Origin of the sequence: Citrobacter sp. Cpo030 (assembly GCF_030333005.1) — a bacterium.
GTDB lineage: Bacteria > Pseudomonadota > Gammaproteobacteria > Enterobacterales > Enterobacteriaceae > Citrobacter > Citrobacter portucalensis.
Map to the genome: position 1 here is coordinate 1 of NZ_JAOWGT010000044.1, position 21,096 is coordinate 21,096.

Here is a 21,096-nt window from a genome sequence, read left to right on the forward strand (position 1 = left end):
GCATTCGACCAGATCGATAACGCGCCGGAAGAAAAAGCTCGTGGTATCACCATCAACACTTCTCACGTTGAATATGACACCCCGACTCGCCACTACGCACACGTAGACTGCCCGGGCCACGCCGACTATGTTAAAAACATGATCACCGGTGCTGCGCAGATGGACGGCGCGATCCTGGTTGTTGCTGCGACTGACGGCCCGATGCCGCAGACTCGTGAGCACATCCTGCTGGGTCGTCAGGTAGGTGTTCCGTACATCATCGTGTTCCTGAATAAATGCGACATGGTTGATGACGAAGAGCTGCTGGAACTGGTAGAAATGGAAGTTCGTGAACTTCTGTCTCAGTACGATTTCCCGGGCGACGACACTCCGATCGTTCGTGGTTCTGCTCTGAAAGCGCTGGAAGGCGAAGCAGAGTGGGAAGCGAAAATCATCGAACTGGCTGGCTTCCTGGATTCTTACATCCCAGAACCAGAGCGTGCGATTGACAAGCCGTTCCTGCTGCCTATCGAAGACGTATTCTCCATCTCCGGTCGTGGTACCGTTGTTACCGGTCGTGTAGAGCGCGGTATCATCAAAGTTGGTGAAGAAGTTGAAATCGTTGGTATCAAAGAGACTGCTAAGTCTACCTGTACTGGCGTTGAAATGTTCCGCAAACTGCTGGACGAAGGCCGTGCTGGTGAGAACGTTGGTGTTCTGCTGCGTGGTATCAAGCGTGAAGAAATCGAACGTGGTCAGGTACTGGCTAAGCCGGGCTCTATCAAGCCGCACACCAAGTTTGAATCTGAAGTGTACATTCTGTCCAAAGACGAAGGCGGCCGTCATACTCCGTTCTTCAAAGGCTACCGTCCGCAGTTCTACTTCCGTACTACTGACGTGACTGGTACCATCGAACTGCCGGAAGGCGTAGAGATGGTAATGCCGGGCGACAACATCAAAATGGTTGTTACCCTGATCCACCCGATCGCGATGGACGACGGTCTGCGTTTCGCAATCCGTGAAGGCGGCCGTACTGTTGGTGCGGGCGTTGTTGCCAAAGTAATGAGCTAATTGCCGAATAACATTTGACGCAATGCGCAATAAAAGGGCATCATTTGATGCCCTTTTTGCACGCTTTCACACCAGAACCTGGCTCATCAGTGATTTTTTTTGTCATAATCATTGCTGAGACAGGCTCTGAAGAGGGCGTTTAGTCCGAAACGCACCAGAGCATTTCGGTTTGGATCGCCTCGCTTACGCGGGGTGAAAATGTTTGTAGAATACTTCTGACAGGTTGGTTTATGAGTGCGAATACCGAAGCTCAAGGAAGCGGGCGCGGCCTGGAAGCGATGAAGTGGGTTGTTGTCGCTGTATTGCTGCTTGTAGCTATCGTTGGCAACTACCTCTATCGTGACATGATGCTGCCGCTGCGTGCGCTGGCCGTAGTGATTCTGATTGCCGCAGCGGGTGGTGTCGCGCTGTTGACAACAAAAGGTAAAGCGACCGTTGCTTTTGCCCGTGAAGCGAGAACCGAAGTCCGTAAGGTCATTTGGCCAACTCGCCAGGAAACATTGCACACCACATTAATTGTGGCTGCGGTTACCGCAGTAATGTCACTGATCCTGTGGGGACTGGATGGTATTCTGGTTCGCCTGGTATCCTTTATCACTGGCCTGAGGTTCTAAGATGTCTGAAGCCCCTAAAAAGCGCTGGTACGTCGTTCAGGCGTTTTCCGGTTTTGAAGGCCGCGTAGCCACGTCGCTGCGCGAATATATCAAGTTACAAAATATGGAAGAGCTGTTTGGCGAAGTCATGGTGCCGACCGAAGAAGTGGTCGAAATCCGTGGTGGCCAGCGTCGCAAGAGCGAACGTAAATTCTTCCCGGGCTATGTACTGGTCCAGATGGTGATGAATGACGCAAGCTGGCACCTGGTGCGCAGCGTGCCGCGTGTGATGGGCTTTATCGGCGGTACATCTGACCGTCCGGCGCCGATCAGCGACAAAGAAGTTGATGCGATCATGAACCGTCTGCAGCAGGTTGGCGATAAACCACGTCCGAAAACGATGTTTGAGCCAGGTGAAATGGTTCGCGTTAGTGACGGTCCATTCGCTGACTTCAACGGTGTGGTTGAAGAAGTGGATTACGAGAAGTCTCGCCTGAAAGTCTCTGTTTCTATCTTCGGTCGCGCGACCCCAGTAGAACTGGACTTTGCCCAGGTAGAAAAAGCCTAAACAGCGATCAAAAAAGCGGCGATTTAATCGTTGCACAAGGCGCGAGATTGGAATACAATTTCGCGCCTTTTGTTTTTATGGGCCCTGTCCGTAAAACGAATTTAATCACGGGGAGCCTCCTTGAGGCGCTATAACCCAACTAGAGGAATTTAGAATGGCTAAGAAAGTCCAGGCCTACGTCAAGCTGCAGGTTGCAGCTGGTATGGCTAACCCGAGTCCGCCGGTAGGTCCAGCACTGGGTCAACAAGGCGTGAACATCATGGAATTCTGCAAAGCGTTCAACGCAAAAACTGATTCCATGGAAAAAGGTCTGCCGATCCCGGTTGTTATCACCGTTTACGCTGACCGTTCTTTCACTTTCGTTACCAAAACGCCTCCGGCAGCAGTTCTGCTGAAGAAAGCGGCTGGTATCAAGTCTGGTTCCGGCAAGCCGAACAAAGACAAAGTGGGTAAAATTTCCCGCGCTCAGCTGCAGGAAATCGCGCAGACCAAAGCTGCCGACATGACTGGTTCCGACATTGAAGCGATGACTCGCTCCATTGAAGGTACTGCACGTTCCATGGGCCTGGTAGTGGAGGACTAAGAAATGGCTAAACTGACCAAGCGTATGCGCGTGATCCGTGACAAAGTTGATGCAACTAAACAGTACGACATCAACGAAGCTATTGCTCTGCTGAAAGAGCTGGCCACTGCTAAATTCGTAGAAAGCGTAGACGTTGCCGTTAACCTCGGTATCGACGCTCGTAAATCTGACCAGAACGTACGTGGTGCAACTGTACTGCCGCACGGTACTGGCCGTTCCGTTCGCGTAGCCGTATTTGCCCAGGGCGCAAACGCTGAAGCTGCTAAAGCTGCAGGCGCTGAGCTGGTAGGTATGGAAGATCTGGCTGACCAGATCAAGAAAGGCGAAATGAACTTTGACGTTGTTATTGCTTCCCCGGATGCAATGCGCGTTGTTGGCCAGCTGGGTCAGGTTCTGGGCCCGCGCGGCCTGATGCCAAACCCGAAAGTTGGTACTGTAACCCCTAACGTTGCTGAAGCAGTTAAGAACGCTAAAGCAGGTCAGGTTCGTTACCGTAACGACAAAAACGGCATCATCCACACCACCATCGGTAAAGTGGATTTTGACGCTGACAAACTGAAAGAAAACCTGGAATCTCTGCTGGTTGCGCTGAAAAAAGCGAAACCGACTCAGGCTAAAGGCGTGTACATCAAGAAAGTTAGCATCTCCACCACCATGGGTGCTGGTGTTGCCGTTGATCAGTCCGGTCTGACTGCGACTGTGGCGAACTAATATTCGCCTTTACGTGGGCGGTGATTTTGTCTACAATCTTACCCCCACGTTTCTGTTTAAATAAACAGAACTCTATGCGAGTCATTTGAATTGTAGCAAGGCAGCAATTGAGTGAATCGCCGGGAGTGTAGTTAACTACATGACCGGTGTGAACGAGAGCAGCTAACGCGGCTACGGTTCAAAGGGCGAAGCCATAGACAAGATTTGTTCGTTGGAGCCTGGCCTATCCAGGCCTCCGTCGAAGACCGCAGGTGTTTCGTAAGAAACTTAATGCCCTGCGTAGACGGTGACAGAACGCTAAGATTATTTCTGATACTCTGGCTTGTTTCTGCTCACCGTATTTAGACGCTCTCTCAGTTGGGGAGAGTGAAGTGAGTTCCGGAACATGAGTTCCGGCAAACATCCAGGAGCAAAGCTAATGGCTTTAAATCTTCAAGACAAACAAGCGATTGTTGCTGAAGTCAGCGAAGTAGCCAAAGGCGCGCTGTCTGCAGTAGTTGCGGATTCCCGTGGCGTAACTGTAGATAAAATGACTGAACTGCGTAAAGCAGGTCGTGAAGCTGGCGTATACATGCGTGTTGTTCGTAACACCCTGCTGCGCCGCGTCGTTGAAGGTACTCAGTTCGAGTGCCTGAAAGACACGTTTGTTGGTCCGACCCTGATTGCATACTCTATGGAACACCCGGGCGCTGCTGCTCGTCTGTTCAAAGAGTTCGCGAAAGCGAATGCAAAATTTGAGGTCAAAGCCGCAGCCTTTGAAGGTGAATTGATCCCGGCATCGCAAATCGATCGCCTGGCAACTCTGCCGACCTACGAAGAAGCAATTGCACGCCTGATGGCAACCATGAAAGAAGCTTCGGCTGGCAAACTGGTTCGTACTCTGGCTGCTGTACGCGATGCGAAAGAAGCTGCTTAATCGCAGTTATCTTTCTCAAGCATCTGCTTACGTATAAACTTATTCTGATTTTCAGGAACAATTTAAATGTCTATCACTAAAGATCAAATCATTGAAGCAGTATCCGCTATGTCCGTAATGGACGTTGTAGAACTGATCTCTGCAATGGAAGAAAAATTCGGTGTTTCCGCTGCTGCTGCTGTAGCTGTAGCTGCTGGCCCGGCTGAAGCTGCTGAAGAAAAAACTGAATTCGACGTAATTCTGAAAGCTGCTGGCGCTAACAAAGTTGCTGTTATCAAAGCAGTACGTGGCGCAACTGGCCTGGGTCTGAAAGAAGCTAAAGACCTGGTAGAATCTGCTCCGGCTGCCCTGAAAGAAGGCATCAGCAAAGACGACGCAGAAGCACTGAAAAAATCTCTGGAAGAAGCTGGCGCTGAAGTTGAAGTTAAATAAGCCAACTTTTCTGGTTGCAGCCTAAGAAATTAGGCTGATGGCTGGTGACTTTTTAGTCACCAGCCTTTTTGCGCTGTAAGGCGCCAGTAGCATTTCACACTGTTTGACTACTGCTGTGCCTTTCAATGCTTGTTTCTATCGACGTCTTAATATACTGCGACAGAGCATCAGTTCTGTGTAAATCGCAATGAAATGGTTTAAGCGTGATAGCAACAGGCATTGCGGAAAGTATTCGATTTTCCGGTCAACAAAATAGTGTTGCACAAACTGTCCCTTCGTCGGACAGATGGGTCGACTTGTCAGCGAGCTGAGGAACCCTAATGGTTTACTCCTATACCGAGAAAAAACGTATTCGTAAGGATTTTGGTAAACGTCCACAAGTGTTGGACATACCTTATCTCCTTTCTATCCAGCTTGACTCGTTTCAGAAGTTCATCGAGCAAGATCCTGAAGGGCAGTATGGTCTGGAAGCAGCTTTCCGTTCCGTTTTCCCGATTCAGAGCTACAGCGGTAATTCCGAGCTGCAATACGTCAGCTACCGCCTTGGCGAACCGGTGTTTGACGTTCAGGAATGTCAGATCCGTGGCGTGACCTATTCCGCACCGCTGCGCGTAAAACTGCGTCTGGTGATCTACGAGCGCGAAGCGCCGGAAGGCACCGTAAAAGACATTAAAGAACAAGAAGTCTACATGGGCGAAATTCCGCTCATGACTGACAACGGTACCTTTGTAATCAATGGTACTGAGCGTGTTATCGTTTCTCAGCTGCACCGTAGTCCTGGCGTCTTCTTTGACTCCGACAAAGGTAAAACCCACTCTTCGGGTAAAGTGCTGTATAACGCGCGCATCATCCCTTACCGTGGTTCCTGGCTGGACTTCGAATTCGATCCGAAGGACAACCTGTTTGTACGTATTGACCGTCGCCGTAAACTGCCTGCGACCATTATTCTGCGTGCACTGAACTACACCACTGAGCAGATCCTTGACCTGTTCTTTGAAAAAGTTGTTTTCGAAATTCGCGACAACAAGCTGCAGATGGAACTGGTGCCGGAACGCCTGCGTGGTGAAACCGCCTCTTTTGACATTGAAGCTAACGGCAAAGTCTACGTCGAAAAAGGCCGTCGCATCACTGCGCGCCACATTCGCCAACTGGAAAAAGACGATATCAAACATATCGAAGTTCCGGTTGAATACATTGCTGGTAAAGTTGCGGCTAAAGACTACGTTGACGAATCTACTGGCGAGCTGATCTGCGCAGCTAACATGGAGCTGAGCCTGGATCTGCTGGCTAAGCTGAGCCAGTCTGGTCACAAGCGTATCGAAACGCTGTTCACTAACGATCTGGACCACGGTCCGTACATTTCTGAAACTGTACGTGTTGACCCAACCAACGATCGTCTGAGCGCACTGGTAGAAATCTACCGCATGATGCGTCCTGGTGAGCCGCCGACTCGTGAAGCTGCTGAAAGCCTGTTCGAGAACCTGTTCTTCTCCGAAGACCGCTATGACCTGTCTGCGGTTGGTCGTATGAAGTTCAACCGTTCTCTGCTGCGCGACGAAATCGAAGGTTCCGGTATCCTGAGCAAAGACGACATCATCGAAGTGATGAAGAAGCTCATCGATATCCGTAACGGTAAAGGCGAAGTCGATGATATCGACCACCTCGGCAACCGTCGTATCCGTTCCGTAGGCGAAATGGCGGAAAACCAGTTCCGCGTTGGCCTGGTACGTGTTGAGCGTGCGGTGAAAGAGCGTCTGTCTCTGGGCGATCTGGATACCCTGATGCCTCAGGATATGATCAACGCCAAGCCGATTTCTGCAGCAGTGAAAGAGTTCTTTGGTTCCAGCCAGCTGTCTCAGTTTATGGACCAGAACAACCCGCTGTCTGAGATTACGCACAAACGTCGTATCTCTGCACTCGGCCCAGGCGGTCTGACCCGTGAACGCGCAGGCTTCGAAGTTCGAGACGTACACCCGACTCACTACGGTCGCGTATGTCCAATCGAAACGCCTGAAGGTCCGAACATCGGTCTGATCAACTCCCTGTCCGTGTATGCACAGACTAACGAATACGGCTTCCTCGAGACTCCGTACCGTAAAGTGACCGACGGTGTTGTAACTGACGAAATTCATTACCTGTCTGCTATCGAAGAAGGCAACTACGTTATCGCTCAGGCGAACTCCAACCTGGATGACGAAGGCCACTTTGTAGAAGATCTGGTTACCTGCCGTAGCAAAGGCGAATCCAGCTTGTTCAGCCGCGACCAGGTTGACTACATGGACGTATCCACCCAGCAGGTGGTATCCGTCGGTGCGTCCCTGATCCCGTTCCTGGAACACGATGACGCCAACCGTGCATTGATGGGTGCGAACATGCAACGTCAGGCGGTTCCGACTCTGCGCGCTGATAAGCCGCTGGTTGGTACCGGTATGGAACGTGCTGTTGCCGTTGACTCCGGTGTTACTGCAGTGGCTAAACGTGGCGGTACCGTTCAGTACGTGGATGCTTCCCGTATCGTTATCAAAGTTAACGAAGACGAGATGTACCCGGGCGAAGCAGGTATCGACATTTATAACCTGACCAAATACACCCGTTCTAACCAGAACACCTGTATCAACCAGATGCCTTGTGTATCTCTGGGCGAGCCGGTTGAACGTGGTGATGTGCTGGCAGACGGTCCGTCCACCGACCTCGGTGAACTGGCGCTGGGTCAGAACATGCGCGTGGCATTCATGCCATGGAATGGTTACAACTTCGAAGACTCCATCCTCGTATCCGAGCGTGTTGTCCAGGAAGACCGTTTCACTACCATCCACATTCAGGAACTGGCATGTGTGTCCCGTGACACCAAGCTGGGGCCAGAAGAGATCACCGCTGACATCCCGAACGTGGGTGAAGCTGCGCTCTCCAAACTGGATGAATCCGGTATCGTTTATATCGGTGCGGAAGTGACCGGTGGCGACATTCTGGTTGGTAAGGTAACGCCGAAAGGTGAAACCCAGCTGACGCCAGAAGAGAAGCTGCTGCGTGCAATCTTCGGTGAGAAAGCGTCTGACGTTAAAGACTCTTCTCTGCGCGTGCCAAACGGTGTTTCCGGTACGATTATCGACGTTCAGGTCTTTACTCGCGATGGCGTAGAAAAAGACAAACGTGCGCTGGAAATCGAAGAGATGCAGCTGAAGCAGGCGAAAAAAGACCTGTCTGAAGAACTGCAGATCCTCGAAGCTGGCCTGTTCAGCCGTATCTACGCTGTGCTGGTTTCCGGTGGTGTTGAAGCTGAGAAGCTCGACAAACTGCCGCGTGACCGCTGGTTAGAACTCGGCCTGACCGACGAAGAGAAACAGAATCAGCTGGAGCAACTGGCTGAGCAGTACGACGAACTGAAACACGAATTCGAGAAAAAACTCGAAGCGAAACGCCGTAAAATCACTCAGGGCGACGATCTGGCACCGGGCGTGCTGAAGATTGTTAAGGTTTATCTGGCGGTTAAACGTCGGATCCAGCCTGGTGATAAGATGGCAGGTCGTCACGGTAACAAGGGTGTAATCTCTAAGATCAACCCGATCGAAGATATGCCACACGATGCTAACGGTACGCCGGTAGATATCGTACTGAACCCGCTGGGCGTACCATCGCGTATGAACATCGGTCAGATCCTTGAAACCCACCTGGGTATGGCTGCAAAAGGTATCGGCGATAAGATCAACGCCATGCTGAAACAGCAGCAGGAAGTCGCGAAACTGCGCGAATTCATCCAGCGTGCTTACGATCTGGGTTCAGATGTTCGTCAGAAAGTTGACCTGAATACCTTCAGCGATGAAGAAGTTCTGCGTCTGGCTGAAAACCTGAAAAAAGGTATGCCGATCGCAACGCCGGTATTTGACGGTGCGAAAGAGTCTGAAATCAAGGAACTGTTACAGCTGGGTGGCCTGCCGACTTCCGGTCAGATCACACTGTTCGACGGTCGTACCGGTGAGCAGTTCGAGCGCCAGGTTACCGTTGGCTACATGTACATGCTGAAACTGAACCACCTGGTTGATGACAAGATGCATGCGCGTTCTACCGGTTCTTACAGCCTGGTTACTCAGCAGCCGCTGGGTGGTAAGGCGCAGTTCGGTGGTCAGCGCTTCGGGGAGATGGAAGTGTGGGCGCTGGAAGCATATGGCGCAGCATACACCCTGCAGGAAATGCTCACCGTTAAGTCTGATGACGTGAACGGTCGTACTAAGATGTATAAAAACATCGTGGACGGCAACCATCAGATGGAACCAGGCATGCCGGAATCCTTCAACGTACTGTTGAAAGAGATTCGTTCGCTGGGTATCAACATCGAGCTGGAAGACGAGTAACTCTCGATCAAACAGGTCACTGGTGCTGGCGTAACAGCCAGCGCCAGATTGTGCTAACTCCGACGGGAGCAAATCCGTGAAAGATTTATTAAAGTTTCTGAAAGCGCAGACTAAAACCGAAGAGTTTGATGCGATCAAAATTGCTCTGGCCTCGCCAGACATGATCCGTTCATGGTCTTTCGGTGAAGTTAAGAAGCCGGAAACCATCAACTACCGTACGTTCAAACCTGAACGTGACGGCCTTTTCTGCGCCCGTATCTTTGGGCCGGTAAAAGACTACGAGTGCCTGTGCGGTAAGTACAAGCGCCTGAAACACCGTGGTGTGATCTGTGAGAAGTGCGGCGTTGAAGTGACCCAGACTAAAGTACGCCGTGAGCGTATGGGCCACATCGAGCTGGCGTCTCCGACTGCTCATATCTGGTTCCTGAAATCTCTGCCGTCCCGTATCGGTCTGCTGCTTGATATGCCGCTGCGCGATATCGAGCGCGTACTGTACTTCGAATCTTATGTAGTTATCGAAGGCGGTATGACTAACCTGGAACGTCAACAGATCCTGACTGAAGAGCAGTATCTGGACGCGCTGGAAGAATTCGGTGACGAATTCGACGCGAAGATGGGTGCGGAAGCTATTCAGGCTCTGCTGAAAAGCATGGATCTGGAGCAAGAGTGTGAAACTCTGCGCGAAGAGCTGAACGAAACCAACTCTGAAACCAAGCGTAAGAAGCTGACCAAGCGTATCAAACTGCTGGAAGCCTTCGTACAGTCTGGCAACAAGCCAGAGTGGATGATCCTGACCGTTCTGCCGGTTCTGCCGCCAGATCTGCGTCCGCTGGTTCCGCTGGATGGTGGTCGTTTCGCAACGTCGGATCTGAACGATCTGTATCGTCGCGTTATCAACCGTAACAACCGTCTGAAGCGTCTGCTGGATCTGGCTGCGCCGGACATCATCGTACGCAACGAAAAACGTATGCTGCAGGAAGCGGTTGACGCCCTGCTGGATAACGGTCGTCGCGGTCGTGCGATCACCGGTTCTAACAAACGTCCTCTGAAATCTTTGGCCGACATGATCAAAGGTAAGCAGGGTCGTTTCCGTCAGAACCTGCTCGGTAAGCGTGTTGACTACTCCGGTCGTTCTGTAATCACCGTAGGTCCATACCTGCGTCTGCATCAGTGCGGTCTGCCGAAGAAAATGGCACTGGAACTGTTCAAACCGTTCATCTACGGCAAGCTGGAGCTGCGTGGCCTGGCCACCACCATCAAAGCCGCTAAGAAAATGGTTGAGCGTGAAGAAGCTGTCGTTTGGGATATCCTGGACGAAGTTATCCGCGAACACCCGGTACTGCTGAACCGTGCACCAACACTGCACCGTCTGGGTATCCAGGCATTTGAACCGGTACTGATCGAAGGTAAAGCTATCCAGCTGCACCCGCTGGTTTGTGCGGCATATAACGCCGACTTCGATGGTGACCAGATGGCTGTTCACGTACCGCTGACGCTGGAAGCCCAGCTCGAAGCGCGTGCGCTGATGATGTCTACCAACAACATCCTGTCTCCGGCGAACGGCGAACCTATCATCGTTCCGTCTCAGGACGTTGTATTGGGTCTGTACTACATGACCCGTGACTGTGTTAACGCCAAAGGCGAAGGCATGGTGCTGACTGGCCCGAAAGAAGCTGAGCGTATCTATCGCGCAGGTCTGGCCTCTCTGCATGCGCGCGTTAAAGTGCGTATCACCGAATACGAAAAAGATGAAAACGGCGAATTCGTTGCGAAAACCAGCCTGAAAGACACGACCGTTGGCCGTGCCATTCTGTGGATGATCGTACCGAAAGGTCTGCCTTTCTCCATCGTCAACCAGGCGCTAGGCAAGAAAGCTATCTCCAAAATGCTGAACACCTGTTACCGCATTTTGGGCCTGAAGCCGACCGTTATCTTCGCTGACCAGACAATGTATACCGGTTTTGCATATGCAGCGCGTTCAGGTGCATCTGTTGGTATTGATGACATGGTCATCCCAGAGAAGAAACACGAGATCATCTCTGAAGCGGAAGCTGAAGTTGCTGAGATCCAGGAGCAGTTCCAGTCTGGTCTGGTAACCGCGGGCGAACGCTATAACAAAGTTATCGATATCTGGGCTGCGGCGAACGATCGTGTATCCAAAGCGATGATGGATAACCTGCAAACCGAAACCGTTATTAACCGTGACGGCGTAGAAGAGCAGCAGGTTTCCTTCAACAGCATCTACATGATGGCCGACTCCGGTGCGCGTGGTTCTGCAGCACAGATTCGTCAGCTGGCAGGTATGCGTGGTCTGATGGCGAAGCCAGATGGCTCCATCATCGAAACGCCAATCACCGCGAACTTCCGTGAAGGTCTGAACGTACTCCAGTACTTCATCTCTACTCACGGTGCTCGTAAAGGTCTGGCGGATACCGCACTGAAAACAGCGAACTCCGGTTATCTGACTCGTCGTCTGGTTGACGTCGCGCAGGACCTGGTTGTTACTGAAGACGATTGCGGCACTCTGGAAGGCATCACCATGACCCCGGTTATCGAGGGTGGTGACGTTAAAGAGCCGCTGCGCGATCGCGTTCTGGGTCGTGTAACTGCTGAAGACGTTCTGAAGCCGGGTACGGCGGATATTCTGGTTCCACGCAACACGCTGCTGCACGAACAGTGGTGTGATCTGCTGGAAGAGAACTCCGTAGACTCCGTTAAAGTCCGTTCCGTTGTATCTTGTGACACTGACTTTGGTGTATGTGCGCACTGCTATGGTCGTGACCTGGCGCGTGGCCACATCATCAACAAAGGTGAAGCAATCGGCGTTATCGCGGCACAGTCCATCGGTGAGCCGGGTACACAGCTGACGATGCGTACGTTCCACATCGGTGGTGCGGCATCTCGTGCGGCTGCTGAATCCAGCATCCAGGTGAAAAACAAAGGTAGCATCCGTCTGAGCAACGCGAAGTCGGTTGTGAACTCCAGCGGTAAACTGGTTATCACCTCACGTAACACCGAACTGAAACTGATCGACGAATTCGGCCGTACCAAAGAAAGCTATAAAGTGCCTTACGGCTCCGTTATGGCGAAAGGTGATGGCGAACAGGTTGCTGGCGGCGAAACCGTAGCAAACTGGGATCCGCACACCATGCCGGTTATCACCGAAGTGAGTGGTTTCGTCCGCTTTACTGACATGATCGACGGCCAGACCATTACTCGTCAGACCGACGAACTGACCGGTCTGTCTTCTCTGGTGGTTCTGGATTCTGCAGAGCGTACTGCGGGTGGTAAAGACCTGCGTCCGGCACTGAAAATTGTTGATGCTCAGGGCAACGACGTTCTGATCCCAGGCACCGATATGCCTGCTCAGTACTTCCTGCCGGGTAAAGCGATTGTTCAGCTGGAAGATGGCGTACAGATCAGCTCTGGTGACACCCTGGCGCGTGTTCCGCAGGAATCCGGCGGTACCAAGGATATCACCGGTGGTCTGCCGCGCGTTGCGGACCTGTTCGAAGCACGTCGTCCGAAAGAGCCGGCAATCCTGGCTGAAATCAGCGGCATCATTTCCTTCGGTAAAGAAACCAAAGGTAAACGTCGTCTGGTTATCACCCCGGTAGACGGTAGCGAACCTTACGAAGAGATGATTCCGAAATGGCGTCAGCTCAACGTGTTCGAAGGTGAACGTGTAGAACGTGGTGACGTGGTTTCCGACGGTCCGGAAGCGCCGCACGACATCCTGCGTCTGCGTGGTGTGCATGCTGTAACTCGTTACATCGTTAACGAAGTTCAGGACGTATACCGTCTGCAGGGCGTTAAGATTAACGATAAACACATCGAAGTTATCGTTCGTCAGATGCTGCGTAAAGCCACCATCGAAAGCGCTGGTAGCTCCGACTTCCTGGAAGGCGAGCAGGTTGAATACTCCCGCGTCAAGATCGCAAACCGCGAGCTGGAAGCGAACGGCAAAGTGGGTGCAACGTTCTCCCGCGATCTGCTGGGTATCACCAAAGCGTCTCTGGCAACCGAGTCCTTCATCTCTGCAGCATCGTTCCAGGAAACCACGCGTGTCCTGACCGAAGCAGCTGTTGCAGGTAAACGTGATGAACTGCGCGGTCTGAAAGAGAACGTCATCGTGGGTCGTCTGATCCCGGCAGGTACTGGTTATGCGTACCACCAGGATCGTATGCGCCGTCGCGCAGCGGGCGAACTGCCAGCTGCACCGCAGGTAACTGCTGAAGATGCGTCTGCCAGCCTGGCAGAACTGCTGAACGCAGGCCTGGGCGGTTCTGACAACGATTAATCGTTGCCGACCATAATAAAAAACCCGCTTCGGCGGGTTTTTTTATGTCTATGTTATTTCTGATGGCGTTTATCAGGTCTACGAAGCCATCCGGCAGTGTCATTAATTTATCGGTGGTAACCGCCGATAAAGCTCAATCATATCGCCGGCCAGATCCTGAATCACCATGGCATTCATCAGGTGGTCCTGCGAATGGACGGTGATGAGATTAACCGGTAGTTTGCCAGTTCCTTCGTCAATACCGATCAGCTGGGTCTGGATTTTATGCGCTTGTTTGACGTATTCGCGTGATTCCGTCATCGCTTGTTCTGCACCGGAGAAATCACCTTTACGCGCCAGTTGCAATGCCGTCAGGGCCTGGCTGCGTGCAGCGCCAGCATTTACCAATAACTCCATGATGATCGTTTCTAACTCTTCCATACCATCACTCCAGTAGTTTCAGCGCCTTATCCAGTACCGCATCGCCTTTCATCATGCCGTAATCCATCATGTCGATAACGGCGACCTTTTTGCCTAGTGGGTCGGCGATCGCCTGTAGCTTGGCCTGTTCATACTTAACCTGTGGACCGAGCAAAACGATATCCGCTGTAGCGATATTCTCTTCAAACTCGGCCACCGGGACGGCTTTGATAGTGACGTCGACGCCTTTTTTCTGGGCGGCATCTTTCATCCTTTGCACCAGCATGCTGGTGGACATTCCGGCGGCACAGCATAAAACGATGTTTTTCATAAGCAGTCTCGATCAACATGTGTGAGTTGATAATTATCGCGAGCCAGCTATAGCAACAACTGCTTTGCAACGATTGTGTGCAAGGCATCACAAAGAAAGCCGCTTTTTCTGAAACCGGTTACAAAAAGAGGCAGAACCCTGCGATCTGGACCAGGGCCAGCGGCTTTTTGACTCGCTTATCACATGCTGGAATATATAATTACTGTCAATAAATACATGTTATAAAAAACAGTATTGACAGCGTTTTTTAAACCCGTATGTTAATACTTAACAGCGGAGAAATTGTAGTTTGCTGTTAACGTAGTAAGTGTTAGTAGAGCTTGATTGGGGTTTGCGATAAAGGCCACGAAGTATTTTTTGTATGGGATAGTCGATGCTGAAAACGCTATCTTTTCACTTCGACAATGCTTTCAGGCCACGTAGTTGATATATCTAATCGCAAAAAGTCAGTAAAACGCGACGATGTAATGCCATGATTTTATAGTAAATATTTGTGATTCTGCTTTTCTGGTTATCACAAGGGAAATAAGGCAACGCATCAAAGAGTATATGTCGCGAGGGGAAGTGTACTTGTTTAGGTCACCAGCCTTGAGTTCTATTATCAAGCGGGTGGAATGTGTTTAACGGTAAATAGAGGAAAGCTTTAGTTAGTATCAATATCCAATATTATCTATAGTAAACGTGTACATTTTAAAGTAGTACCATCAGCAGTATTAAATCGTTAAGTTTATTAATGTTAAATTTGAAGTGTGTAGTAACGTAAAGCCCTGACTGCAATAGTCGGGGCTTTTGTTCATTGTAGATCAAGCTGTTATCCAGGATGCTTAGCCGCGATGGTTCAACATTGCATCACTCAGTGGGTATTAAAAAAATTAATGCTTGCTTAATGATTAGAAGTAGGTCTACTATAGCGGCATCGGTTTGGAACACAGACCTTATGCAAGCAGTTTTAGTAAAGCAGTTCTCAGTTCAAGCGTTATCCTCAGATACTCTTCTTCATGAGCCTCCTCCCTAAGTGCCCCATAAGTTAATTTCTGCAAACAGGCCATCTTCGCTGCATAAGCGGCTCAAAAACATGAAAGGAAGTATCTATGTCTAACAAAATGACTGGTTTAGTAAAATGGTTTAACTCTGATAAAGGCTTCGGCTTTATCACTCCTCAGGACGGTAGCAAGGATGTGTTTGTGCATTTCTCCGCTATCCAGAGTAACGATTTTAAAACGTTAGACGAAGGTCAAAAGGTGGAGTTCTCCGTGGAGAATGGCGCTAAAGGCCCGTCTGCTGTTAACGTTGTCGCGCTGTAATCGCCGATAATTTCACGAACGCTTACGATAGCGATGAAGGCCAGAGCCCGAGCAGTTAAGTGCCAGTGAAGAAAAAACCCGCGAAAGCGGGTTTTTTTGTTTATGCGATTGCTCCTGACCTACGGTACCTGTGAAGCGCGCCCCAGATAGCTGTCCCAGTCTTTCCACACGGGCTGTAAACCCTGGGCCATGAGTGCTTCAGCAACGGCTTCTGGGCGACGATCGTCGTGCGGGGAGAACTGTTCCAGTTCGGGGTGGTTATCGGCATAACCACCGGGCTGGGTTTTTGAGAAGGCGCTGACGTTGTTGATCGCCAACGGGATCACATGGTCACGAAACCATGGCGATTCGCGGGTGGAGAGCGACAGCTCAATTTCTGGCGCCAGTAAACGAAACGCGCAAATGGTCTGGACCAACTGTCGCTCATCCATGATCGATGCAGGCTCAACGCCTCCGGTGCATGGGCGCAGGCGAGGGAAGGAGATAGAGTAACGGCTCTGCCAGTAATGCTGCTGCATCCATAGCAGATGTTCAGCCACCATATAGCAATCAACCCGCCAGCTGTCGGACAAACCAATCAACGCGCCAAGACCGATTTTGTCGATCCCTGCGCGGCCCAGCCTGTCCGGCGTTTCCAGGCGCCAGAAGAAATCCTGCTTTTTCCCTTTTAAATGGTGACGAGCGTAAGTTGCCTCATGATAACTCTCCTGATACACCATTACGCCATCCAGCCCCAGCGTCTTCAGCTCTGCATATTCAGCCTCTGACAACGGCTGTACCTCCATCTGTAAAGAGGCGAACTGGCGGCGAATGGCAGGCAAATGGCGACGAAAGTAATCCATCCCCACTTTTGCCTGATGTTCACCGGTGACCAGCAGCAGATGCTCAAAACCCAGCTCACGGATAGCCGCACACTCCCGTGTTATCTCATCTTCGTCCAGCGTTTTGCGTTTGATACGGTTGCTCATCGAAAAACCGCAGTAGGTGCAGTCGTTGGCGCAAAGGTTGGAGAGATACAACGGCACGTAAAAGCTCACCGTGTTACCAAAACGCTGACGGGTGAGCTTCTGCGCCCGCTGCGCCAGCGGCTCCAGATAATCGGCGGCGGCAGGAGAGAGCAATGCCATCAGATCGTCGCGACTAAGATGCGAAGCGTTGAGGGCGCGCTCCACGTCAGCGGCGGTTTTACCGTTGATACGCAGGCGGATGTCATCCCAGTCCAGCTGTCGCCAGCGGTCGCTGAACGTTTTCATGCGAAGGCCTCCAGGAATCCGGTTAACGGGCTGGTGGGACTTGCCTGCGAACTTTTGCTTCCTGGTACCGCCTGGCGTGCCAGCAAGCCAGCTTCAACGGCCAGGCGGAAGGCGGTTGCCATCATCACCGGGCTGTCGGCTACCGCGATTGCCGTATTGACCAGCACCGCGTCGGCACCCATTTCTAGCGCCTGCGTGGCGTGGCTGGGGACGCCGATGCCTGCATCAACCACCACCGGCACGGTCGCCTGTTGGATAATAATCTCCAGCATCGCTTTGGTTTCCAGTCCCTGATTAGAACCGATGGGCGCGCCGAGCGGCATGACTGCAGAACAGCCTACTTCTTCCAGTCGTTTGCACAGCACCGGATCTGCGCCACAGTAAGGCAGTACCACGAAGCCCTTTTTCACCAGTACTTCTGCGGCTTTCAATGTTTCGATTGGATCGGGTAACAGCCAGCGGGCGTCCGGATGGATTTCTAATTTCAGCCAGTTTGTGCCCAGCGCTTCACGCGCTAACTGGGCAGCAAAAATCGCCTCTTCAGCGGTTTTTGCTCCTGAAGTGTTGGGCAACAGCGTCACACCAGCTTCTATCAGCGGCGCCAGAATGGCGTCGTTGTGCTGACGTAAATCCACGCGCTTCATTGCCAGCGTCACCAGTTGGCTGCCGGAGGCGCGAATCGCCTCGACCATCAGCTGCGATGAAGCAAATTTTCCGGTGCCGGTGAACAGATGCGAATCAAACGTTTTGTCGGCAATACGTAACATATCAACCCCCTGCAATAACCTGAAAAAGCAGGATCTGGTCGCCTTCCTGCACGATTTGCTGCTCCCACTGCTCGCGCGGCAGGATCTGCTGATTGAGCGCCAGCGCCGCGCCAGGTTTAAGCTGATTAAGCGCAGTGAGCAGCCCACTGACGGTTTGTCCTTCGGCGCACTGCATCGGCTCATCATTGAACTGAATCTGCATGTTGCCCTCCGCATACCGGGCAGCCGCTGGCACGTCGTAGTGCGAAGCTGCGCCACTGGCTGGTTTTACCGTCAAACAGGCGTAGCTCTCCGCTGGGCGTCTCAATACCGCTGAGCAATTTAATCGCTTCCAGCGCCTGCAAGGTGCCCATTACGCCCACAACCGGCCCGACGATACCGGCGGTACGGCAATTGCGTTCGGGCTCTACATCGTCCGGCCACAGGCAGCGGTAACATCCTTGTTCCCACGGGGGCGTCAGCACCATCAGTTGGCCGCCAAAGCCGACGGCGCTGGCGGTGACGAGCGGGGTGTTGAGCGTTACGCAGGCGGCGTTAATTTCCTGGCGCGTGGCCATGTTATCGGTACAGTCGAGCACCACATCGGCACGCGCTACCGCATGCCGAAGCGCATCGCCTTTCAGTCGCTGCTGGAGCGATACCAGTTCGATATCCGGGTTGAGCCGCGCCAGGCGCTGCTGGGCAACCTGCGATTTTGAACGTGCGATATCATCAGTGGTAAACAGGATCTGGCGCTGCAGATTGCTCAGATGAATGTCGTCATCGTCTACCAGCGTCAGTTTTCCGATGCCTGCTCCCGCCAGATACAGCGCGGCAGGCGAACCTAACCCGCCTAAACCGACAATCAGCACATGGCTATCGAGTAGTTTTTGCTGGCCTTCAATGGCGATATCGCCGAGCAGGATCTGCCGGCTGTAACGCATAAAGTCGCGGTCATTCATCGCCCACTCCCGCGATATCCAATAACTTCGCCGTGGTGGCCTGCCAGTCAGCCGCCTGGGTAATGGCGCTGACCACGGCAATGCTGCCGACGCCGGTCGCCAGTACTGCCGGGGCGCGCTCAAGGCTGATACCGCCAATGGCGACGGTCGGGTAATCCGCTAGTCGTTTAATATGGTTTGCCAGTTGCGTGAGTCCCTGCGGGGCGGAAGGCATCTGTTTGGTTTGCGTGGGGAAAACATGACCCAGCGCGATATAAGAAGGCTTAGCGGCGAGCGCGACGTCGATCTCCATATCATCGTGAGTGGAGACCCCCAGGCGCAGCCCCGCCGCCTGAATCGCCTTCAGGTCGGTGGTTTCAAGGTCTTCCTGGCCCAGATGTACGCCGTAAGCGCGGTGCTTAATTGCCAGACGCCAGTAGTCGTTGATAAACAGACGGGCGTTATAGCGACGACCCAGTTCAATGGCGGCCATAACGTCGGCTTCGACCTCTTCATCACGCTTATCTTTAATGCGCAGTTGGATCGTGCGTACGCCCGCCTGCAGCAAGCGTTCAATCCATTGCACGCTGTCCACCACCGGGTAAAGCCCGAGGCGAAACGGCACGGTCGGGAAATCAGGCTGGTACATTACGCCTCCTCTTTTTTGAGGTAGATTTCGCCGCCTTTGGCGCGGAAGTTCTCCGACATATCCGCCATGCCGACTTCAATCGTTTGTGCAGCAGCGTAGTCGCGAACCTCCTGGCTGATTTTCATCGAGCAGAACTTCGGCCCGCACATGGAGCAGAAGTGGGCGACCTTACCGGATTCCTGTGGCAGGGTTTCATCGTGGTAGGCACGGGCGGTGAACGGGTCGAGCGCGAGGTTAAACTGGTCTTCCCAGCGGAATTCGAAGCGCGCTTTCGACATGGCGTTATCGCGGATCTGTGCGCCCGGATGACCTTTTGCTAAGTCAGCTGCATGGGCGGCAATCTTGTAGGTAATCAACCCTTGTTTAACATCTTCTTTGTTCGGCAGGCCGAGGTGCTCTTTTGGCGTGACGTAGCACAGCATCGCGCAGCCAAACCAACCGATCATCGCCGCACCGATCCCGGAAGTGAAGTGGTCGTAGCCCGGCGCGATATCGGTGGTCAACGGTCCTAAAGTGTAGAACGGTGCTTCATGGCAGTGCTCCAGCTCTTCGGTCATGTTGCGCTGGATCATATGCATGGGCACATGACCTGGACCTTCTATCATCACCTGCACGTCGTATTCCCAGGCGATTTTGGTCAGCTCGCCCAGCGTATGCAGCTCGGAGAACTGCGCTTCGTCGTTCGCATCCTGAATTGAACCCGGGCGCAGGCCGTCACCCAGCGACAAAGAGACGTCGTAGGCGGCGCAGATTTCGCAAATCTCGCGGAAATGTTCGTACAGGAAGTTCTCTTTGTGATGAGAAAGGCACCATTTCGCCATAATTGAACCGCCGCGTGAGACAATGCCGGTCAGGCGTTTGGCAGTCATCGGCACGTAGCGCAGCAGCACGCCCGCGTGAATGGTGAAGTAGTCGACGCCCTGTTCAGCCTGCTCCAGCAACGTGTCGCGGAAGGCTTCCCAGGTGAGATCTTCGGCGATCCCGTTGACTTTCTCCAGCGCCTGGTAGATCGGCACAGTACCGATCGGTACCGGACTGTTACGCAGGATCCACTCGCGGGTTTCGTGGATATAGCGACCGGTGGAGAGATCCATCACCGTGTCAGCGCCCCAGCGCGTCGACCACACCAGCTTCTCTACCTCTTCTTCAATGGAGGAGGTGACGGCAGAGTTACCAATGTTGGCGTTAACCTTCACCAGGAAGTTGCGACCGATAATCATCGGTTCGGATTCCGGGTGGTTGATGTTGGCAGGAATAATCGCGCGGCCCGCGGCCACTTCATTACGCACGAATTCCGGCGTGATGTTTTCCGGCAGGCGTGCACCAAAGTTCATCCCCGGATGCTGGTGACGCAGCACTTCACTGCGAATGCGCTCGCGGCCCATGTTTTCACGGATGGCGATGAACTCCATCTCCGGGGTCACTATTCCCTGGCGGGCGTAGTGCAGTTGGGTGACTCGCTTACCCGCTTTGGCACGCTTTGGCGTCAGCAGGCCGGTGAAACGCAGCTCGTCCAGGCCATCGTCGGCCAGACGTTCTTTGGTATAAGCGGAACTCCGGTCGTCTAATTCTTCGCTATCGTTACGCGCCGCAATCCACGGCTGGCGCAGCTTTGCCAGACCCTGCTGGACGTTAATCGCCACGTCAGGATCGCCATACGGTCCGGAGGTGTCGTATACCGGAACGGCTTCGTTCTCTTCGAACTGCGGGTTGTCTTTGCTACCGCCAGTCAGTGTTGGGCTGAGCTGAATTTCGCGCATCGGAATGCGGATATCCGGCTGCGAACCGGTAATATAAATGCGTTTTGAGTTAGGGAAGGCGGTCCCTTCCAGGGTATCGATAAAGTGTTGGGCTTGAGCGCGCTGTTCGCGGCGTGATGGTTTAGTAGTGGCAGACATAGCTCATTCCAAATAAAAGTAAGGATATGGCTTGTCAGACGACGGATGAAGCAAGAGAGAAGCTCGCCCGGGG

The 21,096-nt window shown here is 52.6% G+C and carries 18 protein-coding genes; 10 read left to right on the forward strand and 8 right to left on the reverse strand.

All coding sequences use genetic code 11. The features are described from left to right. The 9 genes from tuf to rpoC all read left to right on the forward strand — a co-directional run. Positions 1 to 1,050, forward strand: a 1,050-nt coding sequence (gene tuf, locus OGY37_RS04610; protein WP_063942044.1) for an elongation factor Tu, incomplete at its 5' end; no start/stop codon positions are given. 230 nt (positions 1,051 to 1,280) lie between these two features. Beyond that, on the forward strand, positions 1,281 to 1,664 hold the full coding sequence (secE, locus tag OGY37_RS04615; protein ID WP_003033128.1) for a preprotein translocase subunit SecE: 384 nt from the start codon (positions 1,281 to 1,283) through the stop codon (positions 1,662 to 1,664). A 1-nt stretch (position 1,665) separates the two neighbouring features. Further along, positions 1,666 to 2,211 carry a transcription termination/antitermination protein NusG gene (gene nusG, locus OGY37_RS04620; RefSeq protein WP_003033125.1) on the forward strand — a complete coding sequence of 182 codons (546 nt, stop codon included), beginning with the start codon at positions 1,666 to 1,668 and terminating at the stop codon, positions 2,209 to 2,211. Positions 2,212 to 2,365: 154 nt separating this feature from the next. Beyond that, entirely contained in the window at positions 2,366 to 2,794 is a 429-nt protein-coding gene (gene rplK / locus OGY37_RS04625) for a 50S ribosomal protein L11 (protein WP_003033122.1), read from the forward strand. Positions 2,795 to 2,797: 3 nt separating this feature from the next. After that, on the forward strand, positions 2,798 to 3,505 hold the full coding sequence (rplA, locus tag OGY37_RS04630; protein WP_003033119.1) for a 50S ribosomal protein L1: 708 nt from the start codon (positions 2,798 to 2,800) through the stop codon (positions 3,503 to 3,505). Between the two features lie 418 nt (positions 3,506 to 3,923). Then, complete coding sequence (rplJ, locus tag OGY37_RS04635; protein WP_001207203.1) at positions 3,924 to 4,421, forward strand: 50S ribosomal protein L10; 498 nt, start codon at positions 3,924 to 3,926, stop codon at positions 4,419 to 4,421. 66 nt (positions 4,422 to 4,487) lie between these two features. Then, entirely contained in the window at positions 4,488 to 4,853 is a 366-nt protein-coding gene (gene rplL, locus OGY37_RS04640) for a 50S ribosomal protein L7/L12 (protein ID WP_003033114.1), read from the forward strand. 320 nt (positions 4,854 to 5,173) lie between these two features. After that, complete coding sequence (gene rpoB / locus OGY37_RS04645; RefSeq protein ID WP_003033111.1) at positions 5,174 to 9,202, forward strand: DNA-directed RNA polymerase subunit beta; 4,029 nt, start codon at positions 5,174 to 5,176, stop codon at positions 9,200 to 9,202. A gap of 76 nt (positions 9,203 to 9,278) precedes the next feature. Continuing rightward, the gene (rpoC, locus tag OGY37_RS04650; protein WP_003826919.1) at positions 9,279 to 13,502 is read left to right on the forward strand and encodes a DNA-directed RNA polymerase subunit beta'; all 4,224 of its coding nucleotides are present in this window, start codon (positions 9,279 to 9,281) and stop codon (positions 13,500 to 13,502) included. A 102-nt stretch (positions 13,503 to 13,604) separates the two neighbouring features. Here the strand turns inward: rpoC and OGY37_RS04655 are convergent, their stop codons facing one another. Beyond that, positions 13,605 to 13,922 carry a PTS lactose/cellobiose transporter subunit IIA gene (locus OGY37_RS04655; RefSeq protein ID WP_048215162.1) on the reverse strand — a complete coding sequence of 106 codons (318 nt, stop codon included), beginning with the start codon at positions 13,920 to 13,922 and terminating at the stop codon, positions 13,605 to 13,607. A 4-nt stretch (positions 13,923 to 13,926) separates the two neighbouring features. Then, positions 13,927 to 14,232, reverse strand: coding sequence for a PTS sugar transporter subunit IIB (locus tag OGY37_RS04660; protein ID WP_003033102.1), 306 nt, complete (start codon positions 14,230 to 14,232; stop codon positions 13,927 to 13,929). Between the two features lie 1,091 nt (positions 14,233 to 15,323). Between OGY37_RS04660 and cspG the strand changes: the two genes are divergently transcribed. Next, positions 15,324 to 15,536 (forward strand): cold shock protein CspG, encoded by a 213-nt coding sequence (gene cspG, locus OGY37_RS04665; RefSeq protein ID WP_003033098.1) that lies wholly within the window; start codon positions 15,324 to 15,326, stop codon positions 15,534 to 15,536. A gap of 119 nt (positions 15,537 to 15,655) precedes the next feature. Here cspG and thiH read toward each other — a convergent pair whose 3' ends face one another. From thiH to thiC, 6 genes are read right to left on the reverse strand one after another with little or no spacing between them, the layout of a single operon-like run. Further along, the gene (gene thiH, locus OGY37_RS04670; protein WP_148362590.1) at positions 15,656 to 16,789 is read right to left on the reverse strand and encodes a 2-iminoacetate synthase ThiH; all 1,134 of its coding nucleotides are present in this window, start codon (positions 16,787 to 16,789) and stop codon (positions 15,656 to 15,658) included. After that, positions 16,786 to 17,556 (reverse strand): thiazole synthase, encoded by a 771-nt coding sequence (gene thiG, locus OGY37_RS04675; RefSeq protein ID WP_286620248.1) that lies wholly within the window; start codon positions 17,554 to 17,556, stop codon positions 16,786 to 16,788. Before thiG ends, thiH begins: the two co-directional genes overlap by 4 nt. 1 nt (position 17,557) lies before the next feature. After that, a complete protein-coding gene (gene thiS / locus OGY37_RS04680; protein ID WP_016155307.1) occupies positions 17,558 to 17,758 on the reverse strand; it encodes a sulfur carrier protein ThiS in 201 nt (66 codons plus the stop codon). Beyond that, complete coding sequence (locus OGY37_RS04685) at positions 17,739 to 18,497, reverse strand: HesA/MoeB/ThiF family protein (RefSeq protein WP_286620250.1); 759 nt, start codon at positions 18,495 to 18,497, stop codon at positions 17,739 to 17,741. The genes thiS and OGY37_RS04685 overlap by 20 nt, the downstream gene beginning before the upstream one ends. Then, entirely contained in the window at positions 18,490 to 19,125 is a 636-nt protein-coding gene (thiE, locus tag OGY37_RS04690; RefSeq protein WP_286620252.1) for a thiamine phosphate synthase, read from the reverse strand. The genes OGY37_RS04685 and thiE overlap by 8 nt, the downstream gene beginning before the upstream one ends. Then, a complete protein-coding gene (gene thiC / locus OGY37_RS04695; RefSeq protein ID WP_286547545.1) occupies positions 19,125 to 21,023 on the reverse strand; it encodes a phosphomethylpyrimidine synthase ThiC in 1,899 nt (632 codons plus the stop codon). The genes thiE and thiC overlap by 1 nt, the downstream gene beginning before the upstream one ends. Positions 21,024 to 21,096: the final 73 nt, after the last annotated feature.